23 protein-coding genes are annotated in these 24863 nt (G+C 58.0%); 13 read left to right on the top strand and 10 right to left on the bottom strand.

What is annotated here, in order from left to right:
- Positions 1-33 precede the first annotated feature (33 nt).
- From DRET_RS06760 to folK, 4 genes are all read right to left on the bottom strand, one after another.
- Positions 34-1257 (bottom strand): LL-diaminopimelate aminotransferase, encoded by a 1224-nt coding sequence (locus DRET_RS06760; RefSeq protein WP_015751786.1) that lies wholly within the window; start codon positions 1255-1257, stop codon positions 34-36.
- A gap of 244 nt (positions 1258-1501) precedes the next feature.
- Positions 1502-2155 (bottom strand): fructose-6-phosphate aldolase, encoded by a 654-nt coding sequence (gene fsa / locus DRET_RS06755; RefSeq protein ID WP_015751785.1) that lies wholly within the window; start codon positions 2153-2155, stop codon positions 1502-1504.
- A gap of 2 nt (positions 2156-2157) precedes the next feature.
- Positions 2158-2424, bottom strand: a complete 267-nt coding sequence (locus tag DRET_RS06750; protein WP_015751784.1) for a YHS domain-containing protein — start codon at positions 2422-2424, stop codon at positions 2158-2160.
- Positions 2425-2454: 30 nt separating this feature from the next.
- Positions 2455-2979, bottom strand: a complete 525-nt coding sequence (gene folK, locus DRET_RS06745) for a 2-amino-4-hydroxy-6-hydroxymethyldihydropteridine diphosphokinase (RefSeq protein ID WP_015751783.1) — start codon at positions 2977-2979, stop codon at positions 2455-2457.
- Positions 2980-3219: 240 nt separating this feature from the next.
- On the opposite strand from folK, the gene xerD reads away from it, so the two are divergent.
- The 12 genes from xerD (at position 3220) to DRET_RS06685 (ending at position 17765) form a co-directional block, all read left to right on the top strand.
- Positions 3220-4140, top strand: coding sequence for a site-specific tyrosine recombinase XerD (gene xerD, locus DRET_RS06740; RefSeq protein WP_015751782.1), 921 nt, complete (start codon positions 3220-3222; stop codon positions 4138-4140).
- Positions 4137-6845, top strand: a complete 2709-nt coding sequence (locus DRET_RS06735; RefSeq protein ID WP_015751781.1) for a CBS domain-containing protein — start codon at positions 4137-4139, stop codon at positions 6843-6845. The genes xerD and DRET_RS06735 overlap by 4 nt, the downstream gene beginning before the upstream one ends.
- 298 nt (positions 6846-7143) lie before the next feature.
- Complete coding sequence (locus DRET_RS06730) at positions 7144-7878, top strand: basic amino acid ABC transporter substrate-binding protein (protein WP_015751780.1); 735 nt, start codon at positions 7144-7146, stop codon at positions 7876-7878.
- A 96-nt stretch (positions 7879-7974) separates the two neighbouring features.
- Positions 7975-8778 (top strand): amino acid ABC transporter permease, encoded by an 804-nt coding sequence (locus tag DRET_RS06725; RefSeq protein WP_015751779.1) that lies wholly within the window; start codon positions 7975-7977, stop codon positions 8776-8778.
- Positions 8768-9508 (top strand): amino acid ABC transporter ATP-binding protein, encoded by a 741-nt coding sequence (locus tag DRET_RS06720; RefSeq protein WP_015751778.1) that lies wholly within the window; start codon positions 8768-8770, stop codon positions 9506-9508. The genes DRET_RS06725 and DRET_RS06720 overlap by 11 nt, the downstream gene beginning before the upstream one ends.
- A 152-nt stretch (positions 9509-9660) precedes the next feature.
- On the top strand, positions 9661-10152 hold the full coding sequence (locus tag DRET_RS06715; protein WP_015751777.1) for an HIT family protein: 492 nt from the start codon (positions 9661-9663) through the stop codon (positions 10150-10152).
- A gap of 15 nt (positions 10153-10167) precedes the next feature.
- Entirely contained in the window at positions 10168-10593 is a 426-nt protein-coding gene (locus tag DRET_RS06710) for a LapA family protein (RefSeq protein WP_015751776.1), read from the top strand.
- 60 nt (positions 10594-10653) lie between these two features.
- A complete protein-coding gene (locus DRET_RS06705; RefSeq protein WP_015751775.1) occupies positions 10654-11763 on the top strand; it encodes a tetratricopeptide repeat protein in 1110 nt (369 codons plus the stop codon).
- A 147-nt stretch (positions 11764-11910) separates the two neighbouring features.
- Positions 11911-14577 (top strand): DNA mismatch repair protein MutS, encoded by a 2667-nt coding sequence (gene mutS / locus DRET_RS06700; RefSeq protein ID WP_052293280.1) that lies wholly within the window; start codon positions 11911-11913, stop codon positions 14575-14577.
- Positions 14526-14984 carry a hypothetical protein gene (locus tag DRET_RS06695; RefSeq protein ID WP_015751773.1) on the top strand — a complete coding sequence of 153 codons (459 nt, stop codon included), beginning with the start codon at positions 14526-14528 and terminating at the stop codon, positions 14982-14984. Before mutS ends, DRET_RS06695 begins: the two co-directional genes overlap by 52 nt.
- Before the next feature lie 74 nt (positions 14985-15058).
- The gene (gene lysA, locus DRET_RS06690; protein ID WP_015751772.1) at positions 15059-16315 is read left to right on the top strand and encodes a diaminopimelate decarboxylase; all 1257 of its coding nucleotides are present in this window, start codon (positions 15059-15061) and stop codon (positions 16313-16315) included.
- A 103-nt stretch (positions 16316-16418) separates the two neighbouring features.
- Positions 16419-17765, top strand: a complete 1347-nt coding sequence (locus tag DRET_RS06685) for a dihydrolipoyl dehydrogenase family protein (protein ID WP_015751771.1) — start codon at positions 16419-16421, stop codon at positions 17763-17765.
- Positions 17766-17853: 88 nt separating this feature from the next.
- On the opposite strand, the gene DRET_RS06680 is transcribed toward DRET_RS06685, so the two are convergent.
- Genes DRET_RS06680 through DRET_RS06670 form a run of 3 tightly spaced genes read right to left on the bottom strand, consistent with a single transcriptional unit; the run spans position 17854 to position 20139 of the window.
- Complete coding sequence (locus DRET_RS06680) at positions 17854-18843, bottom strand: aldo/keto reductase (protein WP_015751770.1); 990 nt, start codon at positions 18841-18843, stop codon at positions 17854-17856.
- A complete protein-coding gene (locus tag DRET_RS06675) occupies positions 18843-19427 on the bottom strand; it encodes a hypothetical protein (protein ID WP_015751769.1) in 585 nt (194 codons plus the stop codon). The genes DRET_RS06680 and DRET_RS06675 overlap by 1 nt, the downstream gene beginning before the upstream one ends.
- A 1-nt stretch (position 19428) precedes the next feature.
- Complete coding sequence (locus DRET_RS06670; RefSeq protein WP_015751768.1) at positions 19429-20139, bottom strand: TVP38/TMEM64 family protein; 711 nt, start codon at positions 20137-20139, stop codon at positions 19429-19431.
- A 219-nt stretch (positions 20140-20358) separates the two neighbouring features.
- Here DRET_RS06670 and DRET_RS06665 point away from each other — a divergent pair, with 219 nt between their 5' ends.
- Positions 20359-21159 (top strand): lysophospholipid acyltransferase family protein, encoded by an 801-nt coding sequence (locus DRET_RS06665; protein ID WP_015751767.1) that lies wholly within the window; start codon positions 20359-20361, stop codon positions 21157-21159.
- A gap of 15 nt (positions 21160-21174) precedes the next feature.
- Here the strand turns inward: DRET_RS06665 and DRET_RS06660 are convergent, their stop codons facing one another.
- From DRET_RS06660 to DRET_RS06650, 3 genes are all read right to left on the bottom strand, one after another.
- Complete coding sequence (locus DRET_RS06660; protein WP_015751766.1) at positions 21175-21918, bottom strand: uracil-DNA glycosylase family protein; 744 nt, start codon at positions 21916-21918, stop codon at positions 21175-21177.
- A 31-nt stretch (positions 21919-21949) separates the two neighbouring features.
- Entirely contained in the window at positions 21950-23590 is a 1641-nt protein-coding gene (gene pgm, locus DRET_RS06655) for a phosphoglucomutase (alpha-D-glucose-1,6-bisphosphate-dependent) (protein WP_015751765.1), read from the bottom strand.
- Positions 23591-23709: 119 nt separating this feature from the next.
- Positions 23710-24663, bottom strand: a complete 954-nt coding sequence (locus DRET_RS06650; RefSeq protein ID WP_015751764.1) for a rhomboid family intramembrane serine protease — start codon at positions 24661-24663, stop codon at positions 23710-23712.
- Positions 24664-24863: the final 200 nt, after the last annotated feature.

Raw genomic sequence — 24863 nt, 5'->3', positions numbered from 1 at the left:
GAGCAATTCGCTCAGCGGGTTATTCAAAATGCTTTAGGCCAGCGCTTCACGAAACCGCTTCATGGCTTCGACCACGTTTTCCCGGCTATTGAATGCTGAAATGCGGATATACCCCTCGCCGCATTGCCCGAATCCAGCCCCGGGGGTGCAGACCACACCAGCTTTATTCAGCAGGAGATCGAAAAATTCCCAGGAATCCATGTTGCCGCGGATCCAGATATATGGAGAATTCTCCCCTCCCACACACTCAAAGCCCTGCTCGGCCATGGCTTCGCGAACAAGGCGTGCGTTTTCAAGATAATACGCGATGCGTTCCTGGGTTTCGGCCTGTCCCTGTTTGGAGTAAACGGCTTCGGCAGCGCGCTGAACCGGATAGGCTACCCCGTTGAACTTGGTGGAATGGCGCCTGTTCCACAGGGCGTGCAGCGAATGGGCTTTACCACTGCTGTCGTAGCCCATGCACTCTTTGGGCACGACGGTGAAAGCGCACCGGGTACCGGTAAAACCGGCCGTTTTGGAAAAGCTCCTGAATTCGATGGCGACTTCCTTGGCCCCAGGAATCTCATAGATGGAACGCGGCAGTTCCGGATCCTGGATAAATGCTTCGTACGCTGCATCAAAGAGGATCAGCGCCTTGTGCTCCCGGGCATAATCGACCCATTTCTGGAGTTCGGCTTTGGTAATGGTCGCGCCTGTGGGATTGTTGGGGAAGCAAAGGTAGATTAAATCCACTGCTTTTTCAGGGATTTCAGGGATAAAATTATTGTCCGCCGTGCTTTCGAGATAGGTGATGCCTTCAAAGCGGCCATCCTTGAACTCGCCGGTGCGTCCGGCCATGACATTCGTGTCGCGGTAGACGGGGTAGACCGGATCGGGAATCGCGATGGAGATGTCTGTGGCCAGAATCTCCTGAATGTTGCCCGTGTCGCATTTGGCCCCGTCGCTGATGAAAATTTCGTCTGCGCTTATCTCAGCTCCACGGGCCTGGAAATCGTGCTTGGCGATGGTTTCACGCAAGAAGGCGTAGCCTTGTTCCGGGCCGTATCCGTGGAAGGAAGACTCCTCTCCCATTTCGTCCACAGCTTTGTGCATCGCTTCGATGCAGGCCTGGGGAAGAGGCTTGGTCACATCGCCGATGCCCAGTTTGATGATCGGCATGTCCGGGTTGGCCTCCTGAAAGGCCTGGATACGCTTGGCAATGTCGGCAAAAAGATAGGAGGCCTGCAATTTCAAGTAATTTTCATTGATTTGTATCATGTTTCTCCTCAATAGCGTTGACGGATACAATAGTGTCCCTCCTGGGACTAGCCTTCGCTTCTGGCGATGATCTAGTAGGAGGGACGGGAATTTTCAACAACAGCCCTGTGGTGAAATCCCCTGCTTCTGCCACTGAAGCGGGCTTTGCGGCGCCAGAAACCGTTTTTTGTGTTTATGTGGCGAATTTCTAACCCGCAGTGACGGTTGAAAGCCTTGACTCTTCGTCCTCGATTCGGAGCAGAAGCTAGGAGGTGCTAGAATCCAGCGTCTTCCAGTCCGCCAGAAATTTTTCCAGGCCCTGATCGGTCAGAGGATGGCCAGCCAATTTTTTGAGCACCGCCATAGGCAGTGTGACGATATCCGCCCCGAGCTGCGCCGCTTCCAGGACATGGTTGCTGTGACGGACACTTGCAACCAGTACCTCGGCCTGGAAATTGTAATTTTGAAATATCTCGAGTATCTGTGCAACGATATCCATGCCGTTGTGTCCGATATCATCGAGGCGGCCGACGAACGGACTGATATAGGAGGCGCCGGCCTTGGCCGCGAGCAGGGCTTGGGCTGGTGAAAAAACCAGTGTCACATTGGTCGGGATCTCCTGGGCGGCAAGGTCGCGCACCGCCTGCAACCCGGGCAGGGTCATGGGGATCTTGACCACGACGTTGGGGGCGATTTTGACCAAGTCCCTGGCCTCAGCGATCATGGCTTCGGTCTCCGTAGCAATGACCTCCAGGCTCACTGGGCCTTCAACCAGATCACAGATCTCGCGGGCCACAGCGCGCCAGTCGCCGCCCTCTTTCGCCAGCAGGGAAGGATTGGTGGTCACGCCGTCGATCAATCCCCATTGGTGGGCCTGGGCAATATCTCCCCGGTTGGCAGTATCGAGAAAGAAGCGCATAATTATTCCTTTTGTTGCGAATTTTTCTGGCGAAGAAATGCATCGCGGCATTCGTAGCTGCAAAAATAGTGGGTCTTCCCCCCTTCCTTGACCCGGATATCGGAGCCGGTCGGAACGTATGTCCCGCACACCGGGTCTTTGACCATCTCACCCGAGGTGGCCAGTTTTTCATCATTTTCCTGTTGCTTGGCTGCTTTTTGCTTGCTGTCACCCTGAATGAGTTTGAACAGTAAAAAACCGGCACCGATAAGAAAGAGAAGTTTGAACATGGGCACGCCTCGGATAGAGCAGTCAAAAAGTTAAAGTTGTACTTTAGGCTTTTGCCAGATCCTGTTACCTTTACGAATATATTCAATCCTTTCAAGGAGTTGATTGGCGCTTTCGTTGAGCTTCGGGACCATACGATCAGGAGCGATTTCCGCCAGCGGCACCAGAACGAAGGCCCGCTGGTGCAAATAGGGGTGGGGCACGGTGGCCTCTGCCGTGGTCGTAACCCATTGTCCCAAAAAGAGAAGGTCGAGATCAATGCAGCGCGGCCCCCACCGCTCTTCACGTACTCGACCGAGATGGTGTTCAATTTCCAGCAGGGTCTGGACAACAGATTGGGGCGTACTTCTCTCCGGGACCTCGAGCCAGGCGACTTGGTTGGCAAACCAGTTCTGCTCGCGGTACCCGACGGGTTCTGTCCAATAGACGGAGGACCAGGAGTGAGATCGCCAACCAGGAATGGTTTCGAGTTCTCGCCTGGCCCGGTTCAGGGCATCCAAGGGAGCGCCGAGATTGCTCCCCAGACCGATAAAGGCATCGAGAAGGTGTTCCGTCACTGGAGTTCGTCAATCGTATTTGTATTTACGCCTGTGGACCCATTTGGCATGCTCGAAGCGCTTGGCCAGCGTAAGGGGGTCGTTTCATATACCAAGCGGCGTGCCGCATTTTCCTGTGAAATGTACTCACATCGAGGGCAAAATTCAAATCCTGGATCCGTACGTCCGGGTTGGGCTACCCTGCTCTTGGTTTCCACTTTCTCGTACAGGTGCTGATGGGCGCCAATAGACTGGAAAAAGATGTCACCTGCTTCTCCTGATACGCGATCCACACACGCCTGGAAAGACGCCTATGTCGAACACCTGCTGGTGATCAAAGGTTTGGCGGATCCCAGTGTGGCTGCTTATGTCCAGGATATTGAGATGTTTATCCAATTTCTGGAACAGAAAGGTGAGAGTGTGGCCACCTGCGACGCTAACGCCTTTTTGTATTTTTTGCTCCACCTCAAGTCCCGGGGCTTGACCAACCGGACCATCGCCCGCCACCTTTCCAGTCTGCGGGGGTTTTTTCAATTTTTGCAGACCTCCAACCGCCGGGTCGACGATCCCACGGCCCATGTTGACGGGCCCAAGTTGACGCGGCAATTGCCGGAATTCCTCGATGTGCAGGAAATGCAGGGCCTGCTCGCTCAGCCCGACACCGGCACCAAACTCGGATTCCGGGACCGGACCATCCTGGAACTCTTGTACGCGGCCGGCTTGCGGGTCTCGGAGGTCATCCGCCTCCAGGCCCTGGACATCGATTCCCAAACCGGGGTTGTGCGTGTCTGGGGCAAGGGAGCCAAAGAGCGGCTCGTTCCTTTGCACCCCGCAGCACTCGACTATGTCCGCACCTATGTTCAGGCGTGGCGGCCCCAATTCGCCCCGCAGCACAAGGTTTTGTTCCTCAACCGCTCCGGGCGTTGCCTCTCCCGGCAGGCAGTGTGGAAAAACGTCAAGCGCTACGCTGTGGCCGCAGGCATTCGGCGCTCGATTTCGCCGCACACCATCCGCCATTCCTTCGCCACCCATCTTCTCGAGGGCGGCGCTGACTTGCGGACGGTGCAATTGCTGTTGGGCCATGCCGATATCAGCGCCACTGAGATCTACACCCATGTTCAAGCCGGCCGCCTGCGTGCGGCCCACCAGGATCACCATCCTCGAACCCGGATCAAGCCATGACCAAACAGTCGCCCCGTCAGGACCAGGCCTCCGACAAGTTGCAGGCCCCCACCGTGATTACCGGGCATACCAATGCGGATTTTGACTGCCTGGCCGCCATCGTCGCCGCCGGAAAATTGTATCCCGACGGCGTTTTGATTTTTCCAGGCAGCCAGGAAAAAAATCTCCGAGACTTCTTTATCCAGAGCGCGACCTATCTCTATAATTTCCACAGCCTGAAAGATATCGACCAATCCTCGGTCCAACGGCTAGTCCTGGTCGACACCCGGCAGAAGTCGCGGCTCAAGCATGTCCAATCTTTGTGGGAGCGCGAGGATATCGAGGTCCATGTCTATGACCACCATCCAGATACCGAGGAAGATGTCCCGGCCACCGAACAAACGGTCCTGAGTTGGGGCGCGACGACTTCCATTCTTATTGAGCGCCTGCGCAAGCGCAATATCAGGTTGACGCCGGATGAGGCGACCCTTCTGGGGCTTGGGCTGTACGAGGACACCGGCTGTTTCACCTTTTCTTCGACCACTTCCCATGATCTCAGTGCCGCGGCCTGGCTGCGGGATCAGGGCATGGATCCCAATTTTATCGCCGACATGGTCCAGCGTGAACTCAGCGCCGAACAGGTGGCCCTGCTTAATGAACTGTTGGATGGGGCGGTGACCCACGATATCAACGGTATCGAAGTCGTGGTCTCGCAAGTGACCACAGAAGAGTTTGTCGGGGATTTTGCCTTACTGGTCCATAAAATGATGGACATGCAAAATCTGCGGGTCTTTTTCGCCCTTGGACGCATGCAGGACCGGATCCATGTCGTGGCCAGGAGCCGAACGCCGGAAGTCAATGTGGGCCAGATCTGCGCCTCGTTCGGTGGCGGTGGCCACCCGTATGCCGCGTCGGCCACGGTTAAAGACCGGACCCTGGCCCAGGTCAAGGATGAGTTGTTCGGCCTTTTGTATTCCCACATCAATCCCCAGATCCAGATCCGTGACCTCATGTCCGCCCCGCCGATCACCGTGGACGATCAGGCCACCTTGCAGCACGCCTCAGAGGTCATGACCCGTTACGGCCTCAAGGCGGTTCCGGCCATGCGCCGGGGCACCCGGCAGTGCGCCGGTATTCTGGAGCACCAATTGGCCGATCGCGCTGTGGCGCACGGTCTGGGCCAGATGCCTGTCAGCGAATACATGGGGCGCGAATTTGCCTCGGTCAAACCAGACACGAGCCTGTACCCGGCCATGGAGATCATTCTGGGACAGCGCCAGCGCCTGGTGCCGGTGGTCGAAGACGACCAACTCGTCGGCGTGATCACCCGGACCGATCTGATCAACACCTTGATTGCCGAACCGGCCCGGATTCCGGAATCCATGCTTCCTGAGCGGCGCAGGGAGCGCAATATCCGCACCCTGCTGCACAACAGCCTGCCCCAGGAGGTGGTAGCCATGTTGACCCAGGCCGGGGATCTGGCTCGGGATCTCGGCTACCATGTTTATGCCGTGGGCGGCTTTGTCCGCGATATTCTGCTGCATCGCCGCAATCTCGACGTGGATCTCGTGGTCGAAGGCGACGGCATCTATTTCGCCCGTCGTCTGGCTCTCGACCTGGGCGGGCGTGTGCGGGCGCACAAAAAATTCAAAACCGCGGTCATTATCCTGCCCGATGGGCAGCGCATCGACGTGGCTACGGCCCGCCTGGAATACTACGAGCATCCTGCGGCTTTGCCCACTGTGGAATTGTCCACAGTCAAAATGGACCTCTCGCGGCGGGATTTCACCGTCAATGCCCTGGCCGTGCAATTGGATCCGGAACAGTTCGGCAGATTGGTCGATTTTTTCGGCGGGCAGAAAGATATCAAGGAAAAGACGATCCGGGTCATGCACTCGTTGAGTTTCGTCGAAGACCCGACCCGTATTCTGCGGGCGGTCCGCTTCGAGCAGCGTTTCCATTTCCAACTCGGCGGCCAGACCGAGCGGCTGATCAAAAATGCCCAGCGTCTGAACATGATGCACAAACTCTCAGGCAGCCGTGTTTTCGGGGAATTGCGACTGATTCTCAATGAAAGCAAACCATTGGCCTGCCTGCAACGGCTGGAATCGTTCAATATTCTGGAGTCAATCCATCCGCTTCTCAAGCTCGATGGAAACCGGCAGCGCATTTTGGAGGAGACCGAACGGGTGCTGGGGTGGTACCGGCTTTTGTACCTGGACCCGGAACCGCGACCCTGGCTGGTGTATTTTCTGGGACTTTGTTCTGGATATAACCAGTCCCAGGTCCACCTGCTGGCCCATCGGCTGGCGTTTCCTCAGAAACGGGAAAATTTTATCCAGCAACTGCGCCAAGATATTTCCCAATGCCGTGAACAGCTCGGTTCCTGGATGCAAAATCACGGACAGGTCAGCGATCTTTTCTTTCTGCTCGAGCCGCTGCCCCTTGAAGGGGTGCTGTATTTGATGGCTCGTGGGTACAAAGACCCGGTTCGCCGTCATCTCTCGCTGTACTTGACCCAATACCGGGGACAGGAGCCTGATATCACCGGCAAGGACCTGCAGCAGATGGGACTGCCCTCAGGCCCCTTGTACCGGACCATTTTGCAACGCGTTCTGGCGGCCAAACTTGACGGCAAAGCCCCAGATCGGCCGGCCCAGCTGGAAATGGCGGCCGGTCTCGCCCGGCAGCTTGACGACACTCCCAGCGAAGTCCGGACCCGTTGATTTTCCTGTGACGGACGTTTTTCGCTTTTCGTATGGAAGTTGGAACGAACGGGGCGAGACGGTGTTCATTACCCAGAAGGGGCAAGGGGCATCAACGAGCCGGAATCATCTTATGCCACCCGGGCAGGGGGTGAGAATGAAAATTGAACGTTTCCAGGGACAAAAAACTCGAGGCACAAGACAAAATCCGCCCTCAACTTGACCTGTCACAGACTTTCACGTACCAAAAAACAACTTTTTTCGCAGGATGTTTTATCCACGGCAGGTTTGTCTGCCATAAGGCACGAGGAGGACCACTGTGCTCAAAAAATTGCTCTTCACTGTCCTGGCCATTTGTCTTGGCGCTCAAATGGCTGTGGCCAAGGAGATTGTCTTCGCCGTGGACGCCACATGGCCACCGATGGAATTCGTAAACTCGGAAAAAGAGATTGTCGGGTATTCCATCGATTTCATGACCGCCGCGGCTGAAGAAGCCGGATTTACCCCTGTGTTCAAGAATGTTGCCTGGGACGGGATCTTCGCCGGATTGGCCGGTGGCAATTATGACGCCATCTGTTCGTCTGTGAGCATCACCGAGGAACGCAAAGAGGCTATGGATTTCAGCGAACCCTATTTCCAGGTCCAGCAGGCCCTTGTCGTTCCGAAAGACGTTGAGGCCAAAACACTTGAGGATCTTGAGGGCGAGCCTGTCGGCGCCCAGATCGGGACCACCGGCTATTTTACTATCAAGGACGACGGTGCCCCGGAACCCAAGTCGTACGATGAAATCGGCCTGGCCATGCAGGACCTGCTCAACGGCCGTTTGGCAGGCGTGGTCTGCGACGACCCGGTGGCCGCCAATTATGCCAAGCAAGAGGAAGGGTTCTCAGATGCCCTGAAGATCGCGGCCATTTTGGAATCCGACACCGAAGAGTATTACGGTATCGCTCTGAAAAAAGGCAATGAAGACCTGCTCAAGCTGATCAACAAAGGCATCCGGGCAGTCAAGGACAAGGGGCTGGACGCGGAATTGCGCGCCAAGTGGATCGAATAATTCCGATCGGTCTTTGACCCTGGAGCGCACAAGGCCGAGAGCACCTCGGCCTTGTGTCTTTCTTTTCTGGATCCTGAAGCCTGAGACAGAGCACCAATGGCAGAGCAAACCACTGACAAAAAGCCTTCCAATGTCCGCATCGACGTCTCCGATGGGGCCGCCATCCCCTCTTCCGGGGACAAGGGGCTCTTCACGGCGTGGCGGATCTCCTTTTTCGGCGCCATCGCCATCATCATCGCACTGTGCGTCTCCAAGCCCGATCCCTATCTCGATATTCTGAAGTTTGTTCCCGACGGCATTCTGGTCACCTTTGAAGTGACCATGCTGGCTATATTTCTTTCCCTGGTCGTCGGGTTGATCGCCGGATTGGGGCGCATATCCCGTATCCCTATTGTCAATCTGACCGCCTCGACCTATGTCGAAGTCGTCCGCGGCATCCCTCTTTTGGTCCAATTGTTCTATATCTACTACGCTCTGGGCAGTTTCATGCAGGTGCCGCCGTTTTTTGCGGCTATCATCGCCATGACTGTGTGCTATGGGGCGTATATGGGCGAAATTTTTCGGGCCGGTATCGAATCCATTGATTATGGGCAGACAGAAGCGGCCCGCTCGCTGGGCTTCAGCCGCGGGCAGACTATGTTCTATGTCATCATCCCCCAGGCCATGCGGACGATTCTGCCCCCGGTGGGCAATGAATTTATTGCCTTGTTGAAGGACACGTCCCTGGTGTCCATCATCGCGGTGTCAGACTTGTTGCGCCGGGGGCGCGAATTCGCGACAGAGTCCTTCGATTATTTTGAGACCTATACCATGGTCGCTCTCTTGTACCTGCTTATCACCCTGTTTTTATCCAAGATCGTCAGTATCATGGAAGCAAAGTTGACCCCCAATGACAAATAACGAACCCATCATCCACATCGATCACGTCACCAAGTACTTCGGGCAGTTCGCTGCATTGAAGGATATCTGCCTGGACATCGGCCGTCAGGAACGGGTGGTCATTATCGGCCCCAGCGGTTCCGGCAAGAGCACGCTGCTGCGAACTATCAACCGCTTGGAGCATATCAATGCCGGTCGCCTCCTGGTCGATGGCGTTGATGTCTCCGCCGCTGATGTGAACATCAACAAGGTGCGTATGGAATTGGGGATGGTTTTCCAGAATTTCAACCTCTTTCCGCACAAGAGCGTTCTGGGCAATCTGACCATGGGCCCCATCAAACTGAAGAATATCCCGCGGGAAGAGGCCGAGGCTACGGCCATGCGCTTGCTGGACAAGGTAGGGATCGGGGACAAGGCCCATGTCTATCCCCGCCAACTTTCCGGGGGACAGCAACAGCGGGTGGCCATCGCCCGGGCCCTGGCCATGAATCCTAAAATCATGCTCTTTGATGAACCGACTTCAGCCCTGGATCCGGAAATGATCGGGGAAGTGCTTGATGTCATGGTTGCCCTGGCCAAGGAAGGCATGACAATGGTCGTTGTCAGTCATGAAATGGGTTTTGCCCGTGAAGTGGCCGATCGTGTGGTGTTCATGGATGACGGCGAGATCCTCGAAGTCGGACCGCCGGAGCATTTTTTCCAGAATCCCGAACACCCTCGCACGAAACAGTTTTTGAGTCAGATCCTGTAATAGCCCGCCGCCGCCCTTTTCAGGACTGTTGCGGCATTCTTTTTCCCGTGGGCACGAAAGCTGCATGGCCCGCCTGCGTTGCTCCCCGGGCCACCGGGCTGAAGATGAGCCGCTTGCGGTGCGGCTAAACGTGTCGAATGGAGCTTTTTTGTATGCAGAACCTCTGGGCGCCTTGGCGTATAGAGTATATTCTCGGCCCGAAACCCGACGAGTGCGTGTTTTGCCTGCCCCGGACGAAAGACGAAGACGAGGAGCGTCTGGTGCTGTGCCGGGCTCGGCAATGCTTTGTGATCATGAACAAGTTTCCCTACAACAACGGGCACCTCATGGTCACGCCGTATCGCCATGTCTCCAGTCTGACGGATTTGTCAGCGGAGGAAAGTCACGAAGTGATGGATTACGTACAGCATTGCACGCGTATTCTCCAGGAAGCGTTCCAACCCGACGGCATCAATATCGGACTCAATGTCGGCGAGGCCGCAGGGGCGGGCATCGAAGAACACCTCCATTTCCATCTCGTTCCACGCTGGAACGGGGATCACTCTTTTATGGCGGTGTTCGGGGAGACAATGGTAATTCCGGAGCATCTCCGCTCCGTGTACAACCGGTTACAACCGTATTTTGATCCCATTTCCACCACCTAACAAGGAGCTCAGTGCATGCGCTACCTCAAACTGTTTGCGTTCATTATTTTCTTTGTTTTGGCCATGATATTTTTTGTCCAAAACACGGGCCCCCTCTCCTCGACCCTGGAGCTTAAATTCGAATTGCTCCAATGGAGTTGGCTGTCCAAGCCTCTGCCGTTTTATGTGGTGGTTCTGATTGCCTTTGCCGTCGGTGCCATTTTGTCCCTGCTGTATTTTCTGGTCGAGAAAATGCGCTTGAGCGGTGAGGTCAAAAAATATAAGAATAAGGTGCGCAGCCTGGAAAAAGAGCTGAACTCCTTGCGCAATATGCCTTTGGAAGAAAGTAATTACAGCACGGAAAGCGCCTCCTCCGCTGTTTCGGAGCCGACTCCGGCCACGGACAGCGCTGAGAAGAGCGCTGGCTCCGAAGAGAGCCAAGAAGAGACATCGTTCAAGTAACAAACGAACGTCCCCCTGTCGCCGGTGCCGGCAGGGGGACGACCGTAAAGGGGCTGTCCTGTGGGTTGGATACGTAACTGGTTTTCCTCTCGGAAACACGCTGTCTCCAAGCTGGCGTCACCGAAGGAAGGGGCTTCCCTCTCCTCGCAAGATACGCTGGCCGCCATAGCCGAACTCAGTGGCGCGGTCAGGAACAATCCTGATGCCGTTGAGATCTATTTGGCCTTGGGGAATCTCTTCCGCTCCCAGGGCGAAATTGAACGGGCGATCCACATTCGCAACACCCTGATCGCCCGTCCCCGCCTGGCTCCCCAACTCAAAAGCCGTGCCCTCTACGAACTCGGCCTGGATTACAAACGGGGCGGATTTTATGACCGCGCCCAGAATGCTCTGGCCCAGGCCAGGAAAATTGTCGGCGACGATCCGGCCATCTTGACCGAAATGGCCCGACTTGTAGCTGAGAGCGGCCATTATGAACAGGCCGCGCGGTATTATTCCCTTTTGGAAAAACCGCTTCAGGAAGCTCATTTTCAGACCCTTTTGGCCCAGGAGGCTTGGCGCAAGGGCGAACGGTCGGCGTCGCGCAAATGGCTTAACAAAGCCCTGCGAGTCTACCCCGCCTCTGTGGAGGCCTGGCTGGAAAAAGCCATCCACGCCTATGACCACGGCTACTGGAAGGAACTCGGTGACATCTGCCGCCAGGCCCTGGACTATATCGAATCCGGCCTCGGCTTTGTTCTTTTGGAGGGGTTGCTGCGCCACGCCCACCCCGATACGGATCTCCCTCCCCTTTTTCCGCAAGAAATGGCGGACCATATTCTGCCAGTGCTTGAAGATCAGGCCCAACCGGATCTGCTCCTGTATTATTACGGCGGGCGCTTGGCTCAGGGAACAGGCGACGTCGCCACCGCCCGGACCTGGTACGAAAAGAGTTTGCTTTTGGAGCCCCAATTCTGGCCTGCCCGTCTGGAATTGCTCGCCTTGTCTCGCACCGACCAGGACCTGACCGCTGATTTTGAGACCCAGCTGCGCTATCTTCTTGAGCGGGCTTGGCATGTGAAACGGTTCGTCTGTGGCCAATGTGGATTGAAGCGCGAAAGCCATTTTTTTGTCTGCCCCCGGTGTCAGAGCTGGCATTCGATCACCTTCCGAACGACATTGAACGAGTAGCCTGTATTTGACACCGCCGATGCAGACATCCTACCGATGGGCAGTGTATGTCCAGTTGGAACCGTTTTTGTCCCGAGACCTCGGGCATCCAGTATACAAATATAACGGGAGTGGCACAGGTCCGTGAGTAAGACCAAGCTGACCCCTATGCTCGAACAGTATTTGCGCATCAAGGAAGACTATCCTGATGCGCTCTTGTTTTTTCGAATGGGGGATTTTTACGAACTCTTTTTTGAAGACGCCGAGACTGCGGCCCGGGTCCTGCAGATCACCCTGACCTCCAGAAATCCGAATGCGGAAACCAAGGTCCCTATGGCCGGCGTGCCCCACCACGCCACGGAGGAATATCTCCGGCAGCTTCTGGAGCAAGGGTACAAGGTGGCCATCTGTGACCAGGTGGAGGACCCCCGCCAGGCCAAAGGGCTGGTTAAGCGCGAGGTGACCCGTGTTTTGACCCCTGGTACAGTGGTTGAGGATTCGACCCTGTCGGCCAAGACCAGTAATTATCTGGCGGCCGTGTGCTGGCATGGAGGCAGCAAGACCGGCGCTGCGGCGTGGATCGATTTTTCCACCGGACAATGGACGGGGGTGCAGTCCAAGCACCAGGTCCAATTGTGGCAATGGCTGATCAAGATCCAGCCGCAGGAGGTCCTGATGCCGGAGGGCACGGAACTCCCGGAGCAGGCCCAGGTGCTGCGCGACAAGATCCAATTCTGTCCGTATAACGGGTATTTTGAGCCGGGCCGGGCCCGTGAACGTCTCCTGCAGGCTCAAGATGTGGCCAGCCTGACTCCCTTGGATCTGGAGGATAAACCCGCCCTGGTCCAGGCGTGCGGTGCGCTGCTGGCCTATTTGCACACAACGCAGCGCTGCGAAGACCTTTCCCATCTCGGCCAGTTCCAACCAATCCAGCCCAACCGATTTCTCCAACTTGACGAGGTCACTGAGCGCAATCTCGAACTCTTTCAGCGTCTTGACGGCGGCAAGGGACCAGGGACGCTGTGGCACGCCCTGGACCGGACCCTGACCCCGATGGGCGGGCGACTTCTTCAGCAGCGGCTGCGCCAGCCGTGGCGTGACCTGCGAACCATCACCGCTCACCAGGGTGTTGTCGCCCTGTTGGTGGACGACGACGGATTGCGCCAGAGTCTGCGCGAGCGTCTTGACGCCGTTTATGATCTGGAACGGTTGACGACCCGTATTTTTCTCGGCCGGTGTACTCCCAAGGATTTCATTGCCCTGCGCAATAGCCTGAAAGCGTTGCCCGCCCTGCAGTCCCTGCTTGAAGAAGACCGCCAGTGGCCTGAGCTGCTTGGTCAGGAAAAGCGGGCCTGGGACAACCTCGATGATGTCCGGGAACTGCTGGAGAGGAGTCTCGTGGACGCTCCCCCTCTGGTGATCACCGAGGGCGGACTGTTTCGGCACGGTTTTGATCCGGAACTCGACGAATTGCTCGATTTGAGTGAGGATGGGGAAGGACGACTGCAGGAATTGTTGCACAAAGAGCAGCAGGCTTCCTCATTGCCCAAGCTGAAGTTGGGCTACAATCGCGTTTTCGGGTATTATTTCGAATTGAGCAAAGCCCATAAGGGGCCGGTACCCGACCACTTCATCCGGCGACAGACCCTGGTCAACGCCGAGCGGTACATCACCGAAGAACTCAAAACGATCGAGGATAAGGTTTTCAGTGCCGCAGAGAAGCGCAAGGGCCTGGAATATAATCTTTTCCAGAACTTGCGTGAGCAGGTTGCCGCGCACCGGGAACGGGTTATGGCTGTAGCCGGTATCCTGGCCCGCCTCGATTATTGGCAGGGATTGGCCCACGCCGCCCGGCAATGGGAGTGGAGCCAGCCTGAGCTGCATTCAGGGCTTGATCTGCGCATCATCGGCGGTCGCCATCCCGCAGTTGAAGCCACGCAGGGGCGAACCGATTATATTCCCAACGACGTTCGCATCGAGGGAGATGACCGCGTTTTGCTCATCACTGGACCGAATATGGCCGGGAAATCGACGGTCCTGCGCCAAACGGCCATTATCTGCATCCTGGCCCAGATCGGCTCCTTCGTTCCGGCTCGGGAGGGCTGGATCGGGCTGTGCGACCGCATTTTTACCCGTGTCGGGGCCTCGGACAATCTCGCTCAAGGACAATCGACCTTCATGGTCGAGATGACGGAAACGGCCCGCATTTTGCGCCAAGCCAGCCGAAACAGTCTGGTCATCCTTGATGAGATCGGACGCGGCACAAGCACCTTCGACGGATTGGCTTTGGCCTGGGCGGTCGTTGAGGATCTCGTCCAGCGTGGTCATGGCGGCGTGCGCACCCTCTTTGCCACCCACTACCATGAGTTGACCGACCTGGAGGGACAGCTTCCCGGGGTGCGCAATTACAATATCGCGGTCAAGGAATGGCGAGGGGATATCGTTTTTCTCCGCCGGCTTGTGCCTGGCCCGGCGGATCGCAGTTACGGCATCGAGGTCTCGCAATTGGCCGGTGTACCCCAGGGCGTCGTCAAGCGAGCCAAGGCTATCCTTGCGCAACTCGAGGAAAAAAGCCGGGGACTGCGCCATACCCCCGAGAAAGGCAGCCACCGGCAGCAATCCCTGCTCCCAGGCCTTTTCGACCCCCCAGAAAAGCCCCAGCCGGAGCCGACCGCGCCGCAGGACCAGGGGCCGCATCCCCTGGAAGAAGCTTTGCAGGAATTGGATCTCAACGGGATGACCCCGCTTGATGCCCTGAACCTCTTATCTCGATGGAAGCACGAATGGACACCTCCGCACGATTCTCAGGATACGCCTGGTACCTCCTCGTCATAAGCGTCAGCGTCTTCCTGCTCACAGGGTGTGGCCGCAAGGTCTGGCCCACGCCCCAGGCTGCCCAGGACACTTTTTCCTGGGATCAGGTCAATGGGACCGCTGACAAGGGGTGTCTGCGGATCACGGCTGTGTTGCAGGGGCAAAGCGCCAATCTGGCAGCGGTGAGCGTCGAACTCGAGGACAATCCTCAGGACGGTGCCTGCCTGAGTTGTCCATTCCAGCCGCAGGTCAGCCGGACCGTGGCCCTGGAGTCTCCCCAACTCCAACTGCAAGGCGACCGCCTGACGCTGACCATTTGCGATCTCAGCCCCCAGCGGACCTATCGCTGGCGTTTGCGGGGAACCAATATCTATTCCCGTCTGCCGGCTGCGGTGTCCGTGGTCCAGACGACGACCATCGCGCCTTGAGCCGGGAGTTTTTGCCCGGTTTGACCCGAAATCTTTGACGGATCACGCAATCCCAATCCTCTGAAGGAGGCAGCATGCACCATTTTGTATACAAAGACGGCCGCTTGCAGGCTGAAGAGTTCGATGTGGCCGAGTTGGCCGCCACCTACGGCACCCCCTTGTATATCTACTCTACGGCCACTTTGCGCCGCCATTACCACGCCTTTGATTCCGCCTTCGAGGGGTTGGACCATTTGACCTGCTTCTCAGCCAAGGCCAATTCCAACCTCAGTGTCCTGCGCCTGCTGGGCGACATGGGCGCCGGGGTGGATATCGTCTCTGGCGGAGAATTGTACCGGGCATTGAAGGCCGGGATCGCCCCGGAGAAAATCGTCTATTCCGGGGTCGGCAAACAGCGCCATGAAATCGAACAGGCCCTGGAAGCCGATATTTTGATGTTCAATTGCGAATCTGTCCCGGAATTGGAACTCATCAACGAGGTGGCCCAGGAGAAGGGGCTGGTGGCCCGGATCAGTCTGCGCATCAACCCGGATGTGGACCCCCAAACCCATCCCTACATTTCCACCGGTCTTAAGAAGAACAAATTCGGCCTCAACCTCGAGCAATCCGAAGAGGCTTATCGCTTGGCCCGGGATCTGCCTGGCGTGGACCCCATCGGTATGGATTGTCATATCGGCTCGCAGCTGACGAGCATCGAGCCGTTTCTGGAGGCCCTGGAGCGGCTGAAGCGTTTTTATGCCAAGCTGCAGGACATGGGGCTGGCCATTCGCTACCTGGATCTGGGCGGCGGCCTGGGCATCACCTACGACGAAGAGACGCCACCACACCCTCAGCAACTTGGCGAGGCCTTGGCCGAATCTCTGAAGGACCTGGATGTGACCCTTATTCTCGAGCCTGGTCGGGTCATTGCTGGCAATGCCGGCATCATGGTCAGCAAGGTCTTGTACACCAAGACTTCGGAGGCCAAACATTTTACCGTTGTTGACGCGGCCATGAACGATCTGGTCCGCCCTTCTCTCTACGGTGCCTACCACCGTCTGGCCGAAGTCACTCCCCAGAAGCGTCAGGAATTGCCGATGGACATTGTTGGTCCTATTTGTGAAACAGGGGATTTTCTGGCTCAGGACCGGACACTTCCGGAGCTGGCCCCCGGTGAGTGTATCGCCGCATTTTCCGCGGGCGCGTATGGCTTCACCATGGCCTCACAATACAATTCGCGCCCCCGGGCGGCCGAGATCCTGGTCGATGGCGATCAGGCCCGGATCGTTCGCCGCCGCGAAACCTATGAAGACTTGATCGCTTTGGAAACGGACGCCTTGACGGGAAAATGATTCCGCCGGAGGATGGTTGGGATGGTTTTTTCGCCGTTCCGGCCGGAATCGGGGCGCTCGCTGTAGCCCGGGGCGTGTAAACGACCAACAGGGAGAAATCGGTATGCCAGAGCGATTTGATGTGATTGTCCTCGGCACGGGCCCGGCCGGGGGCGTTGTCGCCAAAGAGTGCGTAGCGGCCGGTCTGTCCGTTGCCGCGATTGACAAGGGTGATTTTGGCGGCACCTGTCCCTTGCGGGGGTGCGAACCCAAAAAGGTCCTGGTGGACGCGGCAGATGCCGTGGCCCGCGCCTCCAACATGCAGGGCAACGGAGTCACCGGAAACTTCGGTTTGGAATGGCCGTCTCTGCACCGCTTCCAGCGCAGTTTTGTCGAGCCGATCCCGAAGGCCGTGCAACATTCGTTGCATAAAGCCGGGATAACCACTGTCCAGGGAGTACCGGTATTCACCGGGGCGAACACACTCAGTGTGGAAGGACGGCAATTCGAGGCCGAACACATTGTCATCGCCACCGGGGCCCAGCCCCGGCAATTGCCGGTACCCGGCAACGACTTGGCGTTGACCAGCGATGATTTTTTCCACCTCTCCTCACTGCCGTCCCGGCTCGTCTTTGTAGGCGGCGGCTTTATCAGTTTTGAATTCGCCCATGTTGCCGCCCTGGCTGGGGCCGAAGTGAGCATTGTCCACCGCAGTGAGCGGGTTTTACGCCCGTTTGACCCCGACTTGGTGGCTCGGGTCGAAGAAGCCTCGCGGCAGGCGGGAATCCGGATATATAAAGACACGCCCGTCCACTCCCTGAGCGAGGACGGCTCTGAGGTGGTCCTGACTGCGGGGCCGGAGGGCACACAGCGTTTTGTCGCGGACGCTGTCGTCAATGCCATCGGGCGGGTCCCTTCGATTGATGGGCTGGATTTAGAGAATGCCGGGATTGAGTGGAGCGAGCACGGCGTGCGGGTCAACGAATTCATGCAAAGTGTATCCAACCCCGCCATCTATGCGGCAGGAGATGTGGCAGAACCCGGCCAAGCCCTGACACCGGTGGCGGTCATGCACGCTGAAACCGTGGTTCACAATATCTTGAACGGCCCGAGCAAAACAGCCGACCATAGCGGTACTGCTGCTACGCTCTTTACGTATCCGCCCCTGGCCCGTGTGGGAATGCTCGAAAGCGAGGCCCGGGAAACCGATCCGGACTGTGTTGTCAAACACCGGCACAGCGAAAACTGGTCCGAGTACCAGCGTCTGGGTCAACAATACGCCGGCTACAAGATTGTCTTCAGTGGGGACCGGCAACGGGTGCTTGGGGCCCATCTTCTTGGCGACGGCGCCGAAGAGGTCGCCAATGTGTTTGCCCTGGCCGTGCGCAAAGGGCTTTCCGTGGCCTCTCTTCAGGATATGCTCTGGGCCTATCCCTCCTTTGGCTACACCCTGCGCCATATGCTGGGTTGAGAAACGGTCCGTGTGGCCTGAATACAAAAACGCCTCTGCTCCGCGGTACGGAGCAGAGGCGTTTCGCGTTGGCAGGGAAACATTTCCCCTATTGCCGGTGCGGCGGGGCCATGAATTCCGGACCCACCGGATCAGTGATGTGAGTGCGGAGAATGGTCTCGATATCTTCTTTGTCGTGCTCTTTGAGTGTCCAACCGAAGATTTCCGGGAGCGGTTCCATCTGTTCCGGCCGTCTGCCCCCCCACAAGGCGACATGGACACCCTGATCCAGGATCCAGCGCACAGCCAGGTGCAGGATCCGTTTGTCGTATTTTTCCTTGGCCCATTGGTCCAGGGCCGTAACAGCTTGCAGATATTGGCTGAAACGGGGGGATTGGAATTTGGGGTCCACTTTACGCAGGTCGTCGCCGGTGAAAGTTCGGTCCGCGCTCATGCGCCCGCTCAAAAGGCCCCGGCAGAGGGCGCCATAGGTGACCAGAGCGATTGTATTTTCTTGACAATACGGCAGGACATCGTCCTCGATCTTGCGTTCAAAGAGATTGTAGGGCGGCTGGCAATTGGTCAATTCCGCTTTTTGCCGGAAATCGTCCATCTGTTCAGGACTATAATTGCTGACTCCGACGGCGCGGATTTTGCCTTCGTCTTTGAGCTGTTGCATAACTGCAGCGGTTTCCTCGAAGGGAACCAGCTTGTCCGGCCAATGGATCTGGTAGAGATCAATGACGTCGGTTTGCAGCCGCTTCAGGGAATCCTCGACTTCCTGGCGGATGCGCTGGGGTGTCGAATTGCGGCGCACCGCGCCATCCTCGGTCCATTCCAGGGCGACTTTGGTGGCCAGAGCGACCTCCTGGCGCCGTCCGGAACGGCGCAGGGCCTCGCCGACAATTTCTTCGGAGCGTCCGAAACCGTAGACCGGGGCGGTGTCGATCATGGTGATGCCCTGGTCCAGGGCGGCTTCAATGGTCCGGATTGATTGTTCGACATCGGTTCCGCCCCACATCCATCCTCCGATGGCCCAGGTGCCCAGAGCGACCCGGCTCACAGTGAGATCTGAATTCGGGAGCGTGACGTATTCCATTACGGCCTCCTGTGTTGTTCGATGATCCGAACAAGGTTTGGCACTGCTTCACGAAAAACATCCTGAAGCATGGATTGGACCAACTCCGGCGGCACGTCGCTGTCCGGGAGCGCGGTCCGTTTCTCGTTGATGGTGTACTCTTTTTCAAAAACCTTTGTCCCTTGATGGCTGAGCGTCAGGCGCAGGCCGAGCCCGCCCGCGAATTGGAAGACTCCGGTCTGATTGATAGCAAGGTGGGTCACAGCCCCGGAGATGACCCAGGTCGGCGGCGCAGCAGCGCCGTTTTCCAGGTACGAGATCTGCTGACACCCCATTTCTGCCAATTCTTTATACAGGGCTTGGCTTGCCCACTGGCTGACGCTGCCTTGCGGAAAATAGCGGCCCCCACGATGGGTCTGCCCCAGTTGTTCCTGGGCCCGGGTGTCCAGAAGCGGTTGGACCCCGATATCCGCCTCGCACCGTTGCTGATTGGCCACAGGGGTGTAGTCCAGGGGAACGACAAGTCCTCCGCCGCACCCGGCAACGAGAAAAAGGCAGAGCAGCGCGGCACCGCTTTTCAGGATACTGTGTATCTGTGTTTTCATGTCAACCTCGCGTTGTCTGTTTGGGTTCCAGAGGAAAAGTCCGTCGCCACACCCGCCGCCGCCAGATCCCGACAAGGAGGATAAGGACTACAGCCACGCCAAGAAAGAGAAAAAAATGGGGCCAGTCCGGGTTTAAAATCAGGCTCCGAAAACGGTCGGTCACGAAAATAACGGCCACCATGGTCGGCAGCATGCCCACCAGCGTGCCCAGGAGAAATCCCCGAACGGGAAAGACCAGGGCGCCGGAGATGAGATTGATGACCGTGAAATGGGCGATGGGCATCATGCGCATCAAGGTGGTGGCGACCATCCCGCGCCGACGCAATCGTTGTCCCAACCGAAACAGTCTAGGGCCGCTGACCGCTGTGACAGGGCCTTTTCCGAGCACGCGCCCCACCCAATACAGAATGAGAGAGCTGATCATGCTCGCGCCGAGCGACACCGCCAGGCTGCCCCAGGGCGAAAAAAGGGTTGCTACCGCGGCAATAAGCGCTGTGACAGGTATGAAGAGAAAGGTTCCGAGGATGAAGAATCCACCAACCCAGACCGGGGCAAAAGGACGGGCCCGCAGGCGTTGGAAGACCTGTTCAATGCGCTGGGGGTCCCAGACCCACTCCGGGGCCAAGAGGTGATAGGCGGCGAACCCGAGGCCCAGCAAAACAAGAACGGCAGCCGCCTTGCGCCAATACCGCTTTTCCGGAAAATAGAGCATCGCCTGGGTCCCCTTCATGATAATGGCGCGGTAGCGTACTCCTCCGCCACCGGCTTGTTTTTTGGCAGCAAAAAGCGTACCACGCCGCCAGTACCGGACAATTCTCAGGCCGCATGTTTGGTTCCCGTCCCAAGAGATGACGGGTACAGTGCCCCGCCACGGCTGCCCTTTTTTGCAGATACACGAGAGACCACGCTTTGAGCAAGGAGAACAGGATTCATGTCCATTCCCCCCATCGCCCGCATCCCGTATACCTCTCCGGCTGTTTCCCCCTCACCTTTGGCGCGGCGAGCCCCGTCTCTTGCCTTTTATCCGGGAATGCTCAGGATTATTTTCCAGGCCGCCCGGCTGGCCAAACGGGGCCGGTACAACAAGGCGGAGTGGATCCAGAGTAGCCTGCGCACAGTGGCGTTACTGGAACGGGTCGGCGTCCGGCTGGAGATCAAGGGGACAGAGCAGCTCGCAAGTCTCCAGTATCCCTGCGTTTTTATTGCCAATCACATGTCGACCCTGGAAACATTTGTTTTGCCGTCTCTTTTGCGTCCCCACGCCCCGTTGACCTTTGTGGTCAAGCGCAGTTTGGTGACCTATCCCGTCTTCAAGCACGTCATGCGCAGCCGTGATCCCATTGTTGTCGACCGGGAAAATCCCCGTGCCGATCTCAAGACTGTCCTTGAAGGCGGCGAACAGCGCCTTAAAAACGGCATCTCTGTCGTCGTGTTCCCCCAGAGCACGCGCAGCGTTCGTATTGATGCCCAACAATTCAACTCCATTGGTATCAAACTCGCACGCCGCGCAGGAGTGCCGGTGGTGCCTATCGCCTTAAAGTCCGATGCCTGGGGGGCCGGGCGCCTGATCAAAGATTTCGGGCCCATTGATCCGAAGAAAACGGTCCATTTCCACTTTGGAACCCCGATGCAGGTCCACGGCAACGGCAAGAGCGAACATCAAGCTGTGCTGGCCTTTATTCAGGAGCGCATCGAGACCTGGCTTAAGCAGGATGCAGCCCAAGGGAGCTGATGGTTTTGCAGTCGCTCAGGAAGAGGAACGAATCCCGTCACAGCCGAGCTCGGCCAAGCGCGCGTCCATAAGTCGGGACCAGCCCTGGTTGGCCAGGGGACTGGCCGGACTCGGATGGGGGACGCTTTCGATACGCACGTCGAGTTCCCGGCAGGCCGCAGCGGCGCGTCCAGCGGCAAATTTCCCGATCCCCAAAACCCATTCGGGGGCTATGAGACGGACGGTTTCTTCGAGGGCTGAGTCACACGTGTGGAAAAGGGTTTTGCGTTCCGCGACCGGAAGTTTGTCCGGTGTTCGGTTGCGCCCCGATTCCTCCATAAAGGAAAGCGGGCAATAATTGGCTACGAAAAACTTTTGAAAAAAGCGTTCCGGTGAACCGAAACGGTCTCTGGCCCAGCCCCACAAGCGTTGGCCGCTGACCTCGCCCCGCGGGCAATCGAAGCCCTGGACAGGCCGCTTGGGATGCTCTCGAGGCGGCCTGTTAACAGCCGCTGTAATTCCCAGCCAGGAAGACACCAGGTCCTTGTCGCCGAAGGGGACTCCAGTTTGGGCCATGCCCCATGGCCCGGGGTTCATACCGACAAGGAGGATCGGCGGCTGCCAGGCCGCGTACTCGAGGTAGGACCGATACCCGCGCCAAGCGTATTCAAGGGGGTTGTAGACGTGGGTCACCGGGGCGGAAAAGGATAAGGAACTCAGGGAATGGCAGAGCCGCAAAGCGATATCAGCCAGTTCCTGAGGCAGTACTTGTTTGGCCATGACAGCAGAATCCTTTGCTCCCAATTAGGGCTCAGCCGTACAGGGCGCGATCGACGACCTGCTGGGCCTCCTCCTGGAGCTGCTGGAGGTGCTCGCGCCCGAGGAAGCTCTCGGTGTAGATTTTGTAGATGTCTTCGGTGCCCGACGGCCGGGCCGCGAACCATCCGTTGTCGGTCACGACCTTGACCCCGCCGAAGGGGGCGTCGTTGGCCGGAGCGGTGGTCTGAATGGAGCGAATGGTCTCCCCGGCCAGCGTCGTGGTTTGGATCTGGTCGGGTGAGAGCTGCTTCAATTTGGCTTTGGCCGCGGCGTCGGCCGGCGCCTGGAGGCGTTCATAGATCGGCGCCCCGAAACGGTCGGTCAGCCCGTCGTACAACCGGGCCGGGTCCGAGCCGGTCACGGCTGTGATCTCGGCCGCGAGCAGATCCATGACAAAGCCGTCTTTGTCCGTGGTCCAGACCGAGCCTTCGCGTCGCAGAAAGGTCGCTCCGGCGCTTTCTTCCCCGCCAAATCCCAATTCTCCGGACTGCAGGCCCTCGACAAACCATTTGAAGCCCACAGGAACCTCGACGAGGGGCCGTTGCAAGTCGTTGGCGATGCGGTCCAGCAATGATGTGGTGACCATCGTCTTGCCCACAGCCACGCGGGAGGTCCATTCGGGACGGTGCTGGAAGAGGTACCAGACAGCCGCGGCCAGATAGTGGTTGGGATTGAGCAAACCGGCCGAAGCGGTGACGATGCCGTGGCGGTCGTAATCCGGATCATTGCCGAAGGCGATTTCGAAGCGGTCCTTGAGGTCCAGCAAGGCACGCATGGCATAGGGTGATGAACAATCCATGCGGATGACCCCGTCCTTATCCAGAGGCATGAAAGCGAATCGGGGGTCAATGGTGGCGTTCACCACCTCCAGATTGAGGCCGTACATTTCGGCCAGGGGCTCCCAAAAGGCGATGCCCGAACCGCCCATGGGGTCGACGCCGATTTTCAACCCGCTTGTCCGGATGGCGTCGAGATCGACGACGTGGCGCAGGTCCTGGATATAGGGCTGGATATAGTCGTGTTCTTCAATGAACGACTGCCTCAAGGCCCGTTCAAGCGGCATGCGCCGGATGGCCTCCGGAGACTGCAGCAAGGCATTGGCCCGTTGTTCGATCCAGCGTGTCGTTTCGGTTCCGGCCGGACCACCGTGCGGCGGGTTGTATTTGAAGCCGCCGTCCTGGGGGGGATTGTGCGAGGGGGTGATCACGACACCGTCGGCCAGGGCGCCGGGGTGGTGCCTGTTCCAGACCACAATGGCGTGGGAGATTACCGGAGTCGGTGTGTATCCGCGGCCGCGCTGGAAACGCACCGGGACGCCGTTGGCGGCAAAGACTTCCACCGCCGAGATCCAGGCCGGCTCGGAAAGGGCGTGGGTGTCCATGCCCAAAAAAAGCGGGCCCTGGTAGCCGTGGCTGTGTCGCCATTCACAGATGGCCTGACTTATGGCCAGGATGTGGCGTTCATTGAAACTCCCGCTCAACGCGCTTCCACGGTGTCCGGAGGTTCCGAATGCGACCTGTTGGGCTGGATCCGCAGAATCCGGGGTTCGGCTGTAATAGGTTGCGACCAGGCGCGGGATATTGGTCAGCAATGTTTGGGCGGGGAGTTGGCCCGCATGTTCGTGTACCGCCATACAAACTCCTTGGTGTTCTCGAGCCGTGAATAATCAAGGCTGTCGGAGGCACAGCCCCGGAACGAGTTTTCGGGATTCAGGGTGATTACGGATGCGCAGTGCGCTGTTCGCCAGGGCGATCACGAGATCTGGGTGCTAATGGCCAAAAGCCAGGATCCGCCTATGAGCGCCGCTGCGGTCAGCCCTGCCCAGCGGTTGCTGCGCGATGAAGGGACCCAACTCAGACGCAAGGCTCCGCCAAAGAGATTGCCGAGGACCACGCCGCATCCAAAGCCCCAAAAATGGGCCCCTACGTCCGTATTGCCCCCTCCGGTGCCCAGCATGGCCAAAATCCCCAGACCAGCGCCCAAAGGAAGCAGGCTGTCGAGGACGACCCGGTTGCCGCGGCCCTGCCAGGCACGCAGGCCGCCGATCGCCCCCACTGCCCCAAACACCGCGGTTGAGGCCCCCACGGCTGTATGGCCGTAAGTGCTGATCCAGGCATTGCCGATATTGCCGAGCATACCGCTGCCCACAACTATCAGCCAGCCCCAACCCGACCCGATTTCCCGGCACAACAGGGCGACAAAAAGGGCGCCCAGGCCGATGTTACCCGCCAGATGGGCGCTGTCGGCGTGCAGGGTCAGGGCCGTGCCGCTGCGCCAGAGTTCGCCCTGCAAGATGAGCCATTCCTTGGCGCTGCCCCACTCCTGCCAAGCGATATGACCAAGCCCTTCGTAGACGGTGGCGGTGGTCAGCAGATGGAAGACAAACAGGCCGAAAAAGACCCACAGCGTTGGCTCGATCCGGCCATAGCGAAGCGGGACGTGACCTGGTTCGGGATTGTGCCAAGCCTCCTCTTCCAGAGCAAATGTTTCCAGTTCGTTGCGGGCGGTCTCCAGCCAGGATTCGGGGACGCAGAGGATTCGTTGTTCAGAGGTGCTCTGGAGTTGATATGGTATGCCGCGGGAGGCAAGCACAAGGCAATACAAGGAGATGGTTTGCCGTCCCTGAGCCAAACGGGCCTGGCTGGTGAGCTCGACCCACCCGGCAGGACAGAAATGCTGAGTATGGTGGGGGGAAACGTCGCTCATGGATGAGAGTCCCTTTGTCGGGAAGCCAGAGTCCGGCCGAAGGCGATAGTGCTTCGGCCTCGAATTGGCGGGCCGTCATATCTGGGCAGCAGCATTTCCAGCCGCCGCTTGCTTCGTCCCGCAATCATGGTTTACATCTCCCTCTGCCTTGGTGCGCCGGCGACTGAAGAAAGGGGCTTTGTCCCACACTGGCTCCCGGC

Origin of the sequence: Desulfohalobium retbaense DSM 5692 (assembly GCF_000024325.1) — a bacterium.
Classification (GTDB): domain Bacteria; phylum Desulfobacterota; class Desulfovibrionia; order Desulfovibrionales; family Desulfohalobiaceae; genus Desulfohalobium; species Desulfohalobium retbaense.
This window is presented reverse-complemented; position numbering and strand designations above follow the sequence as displayed.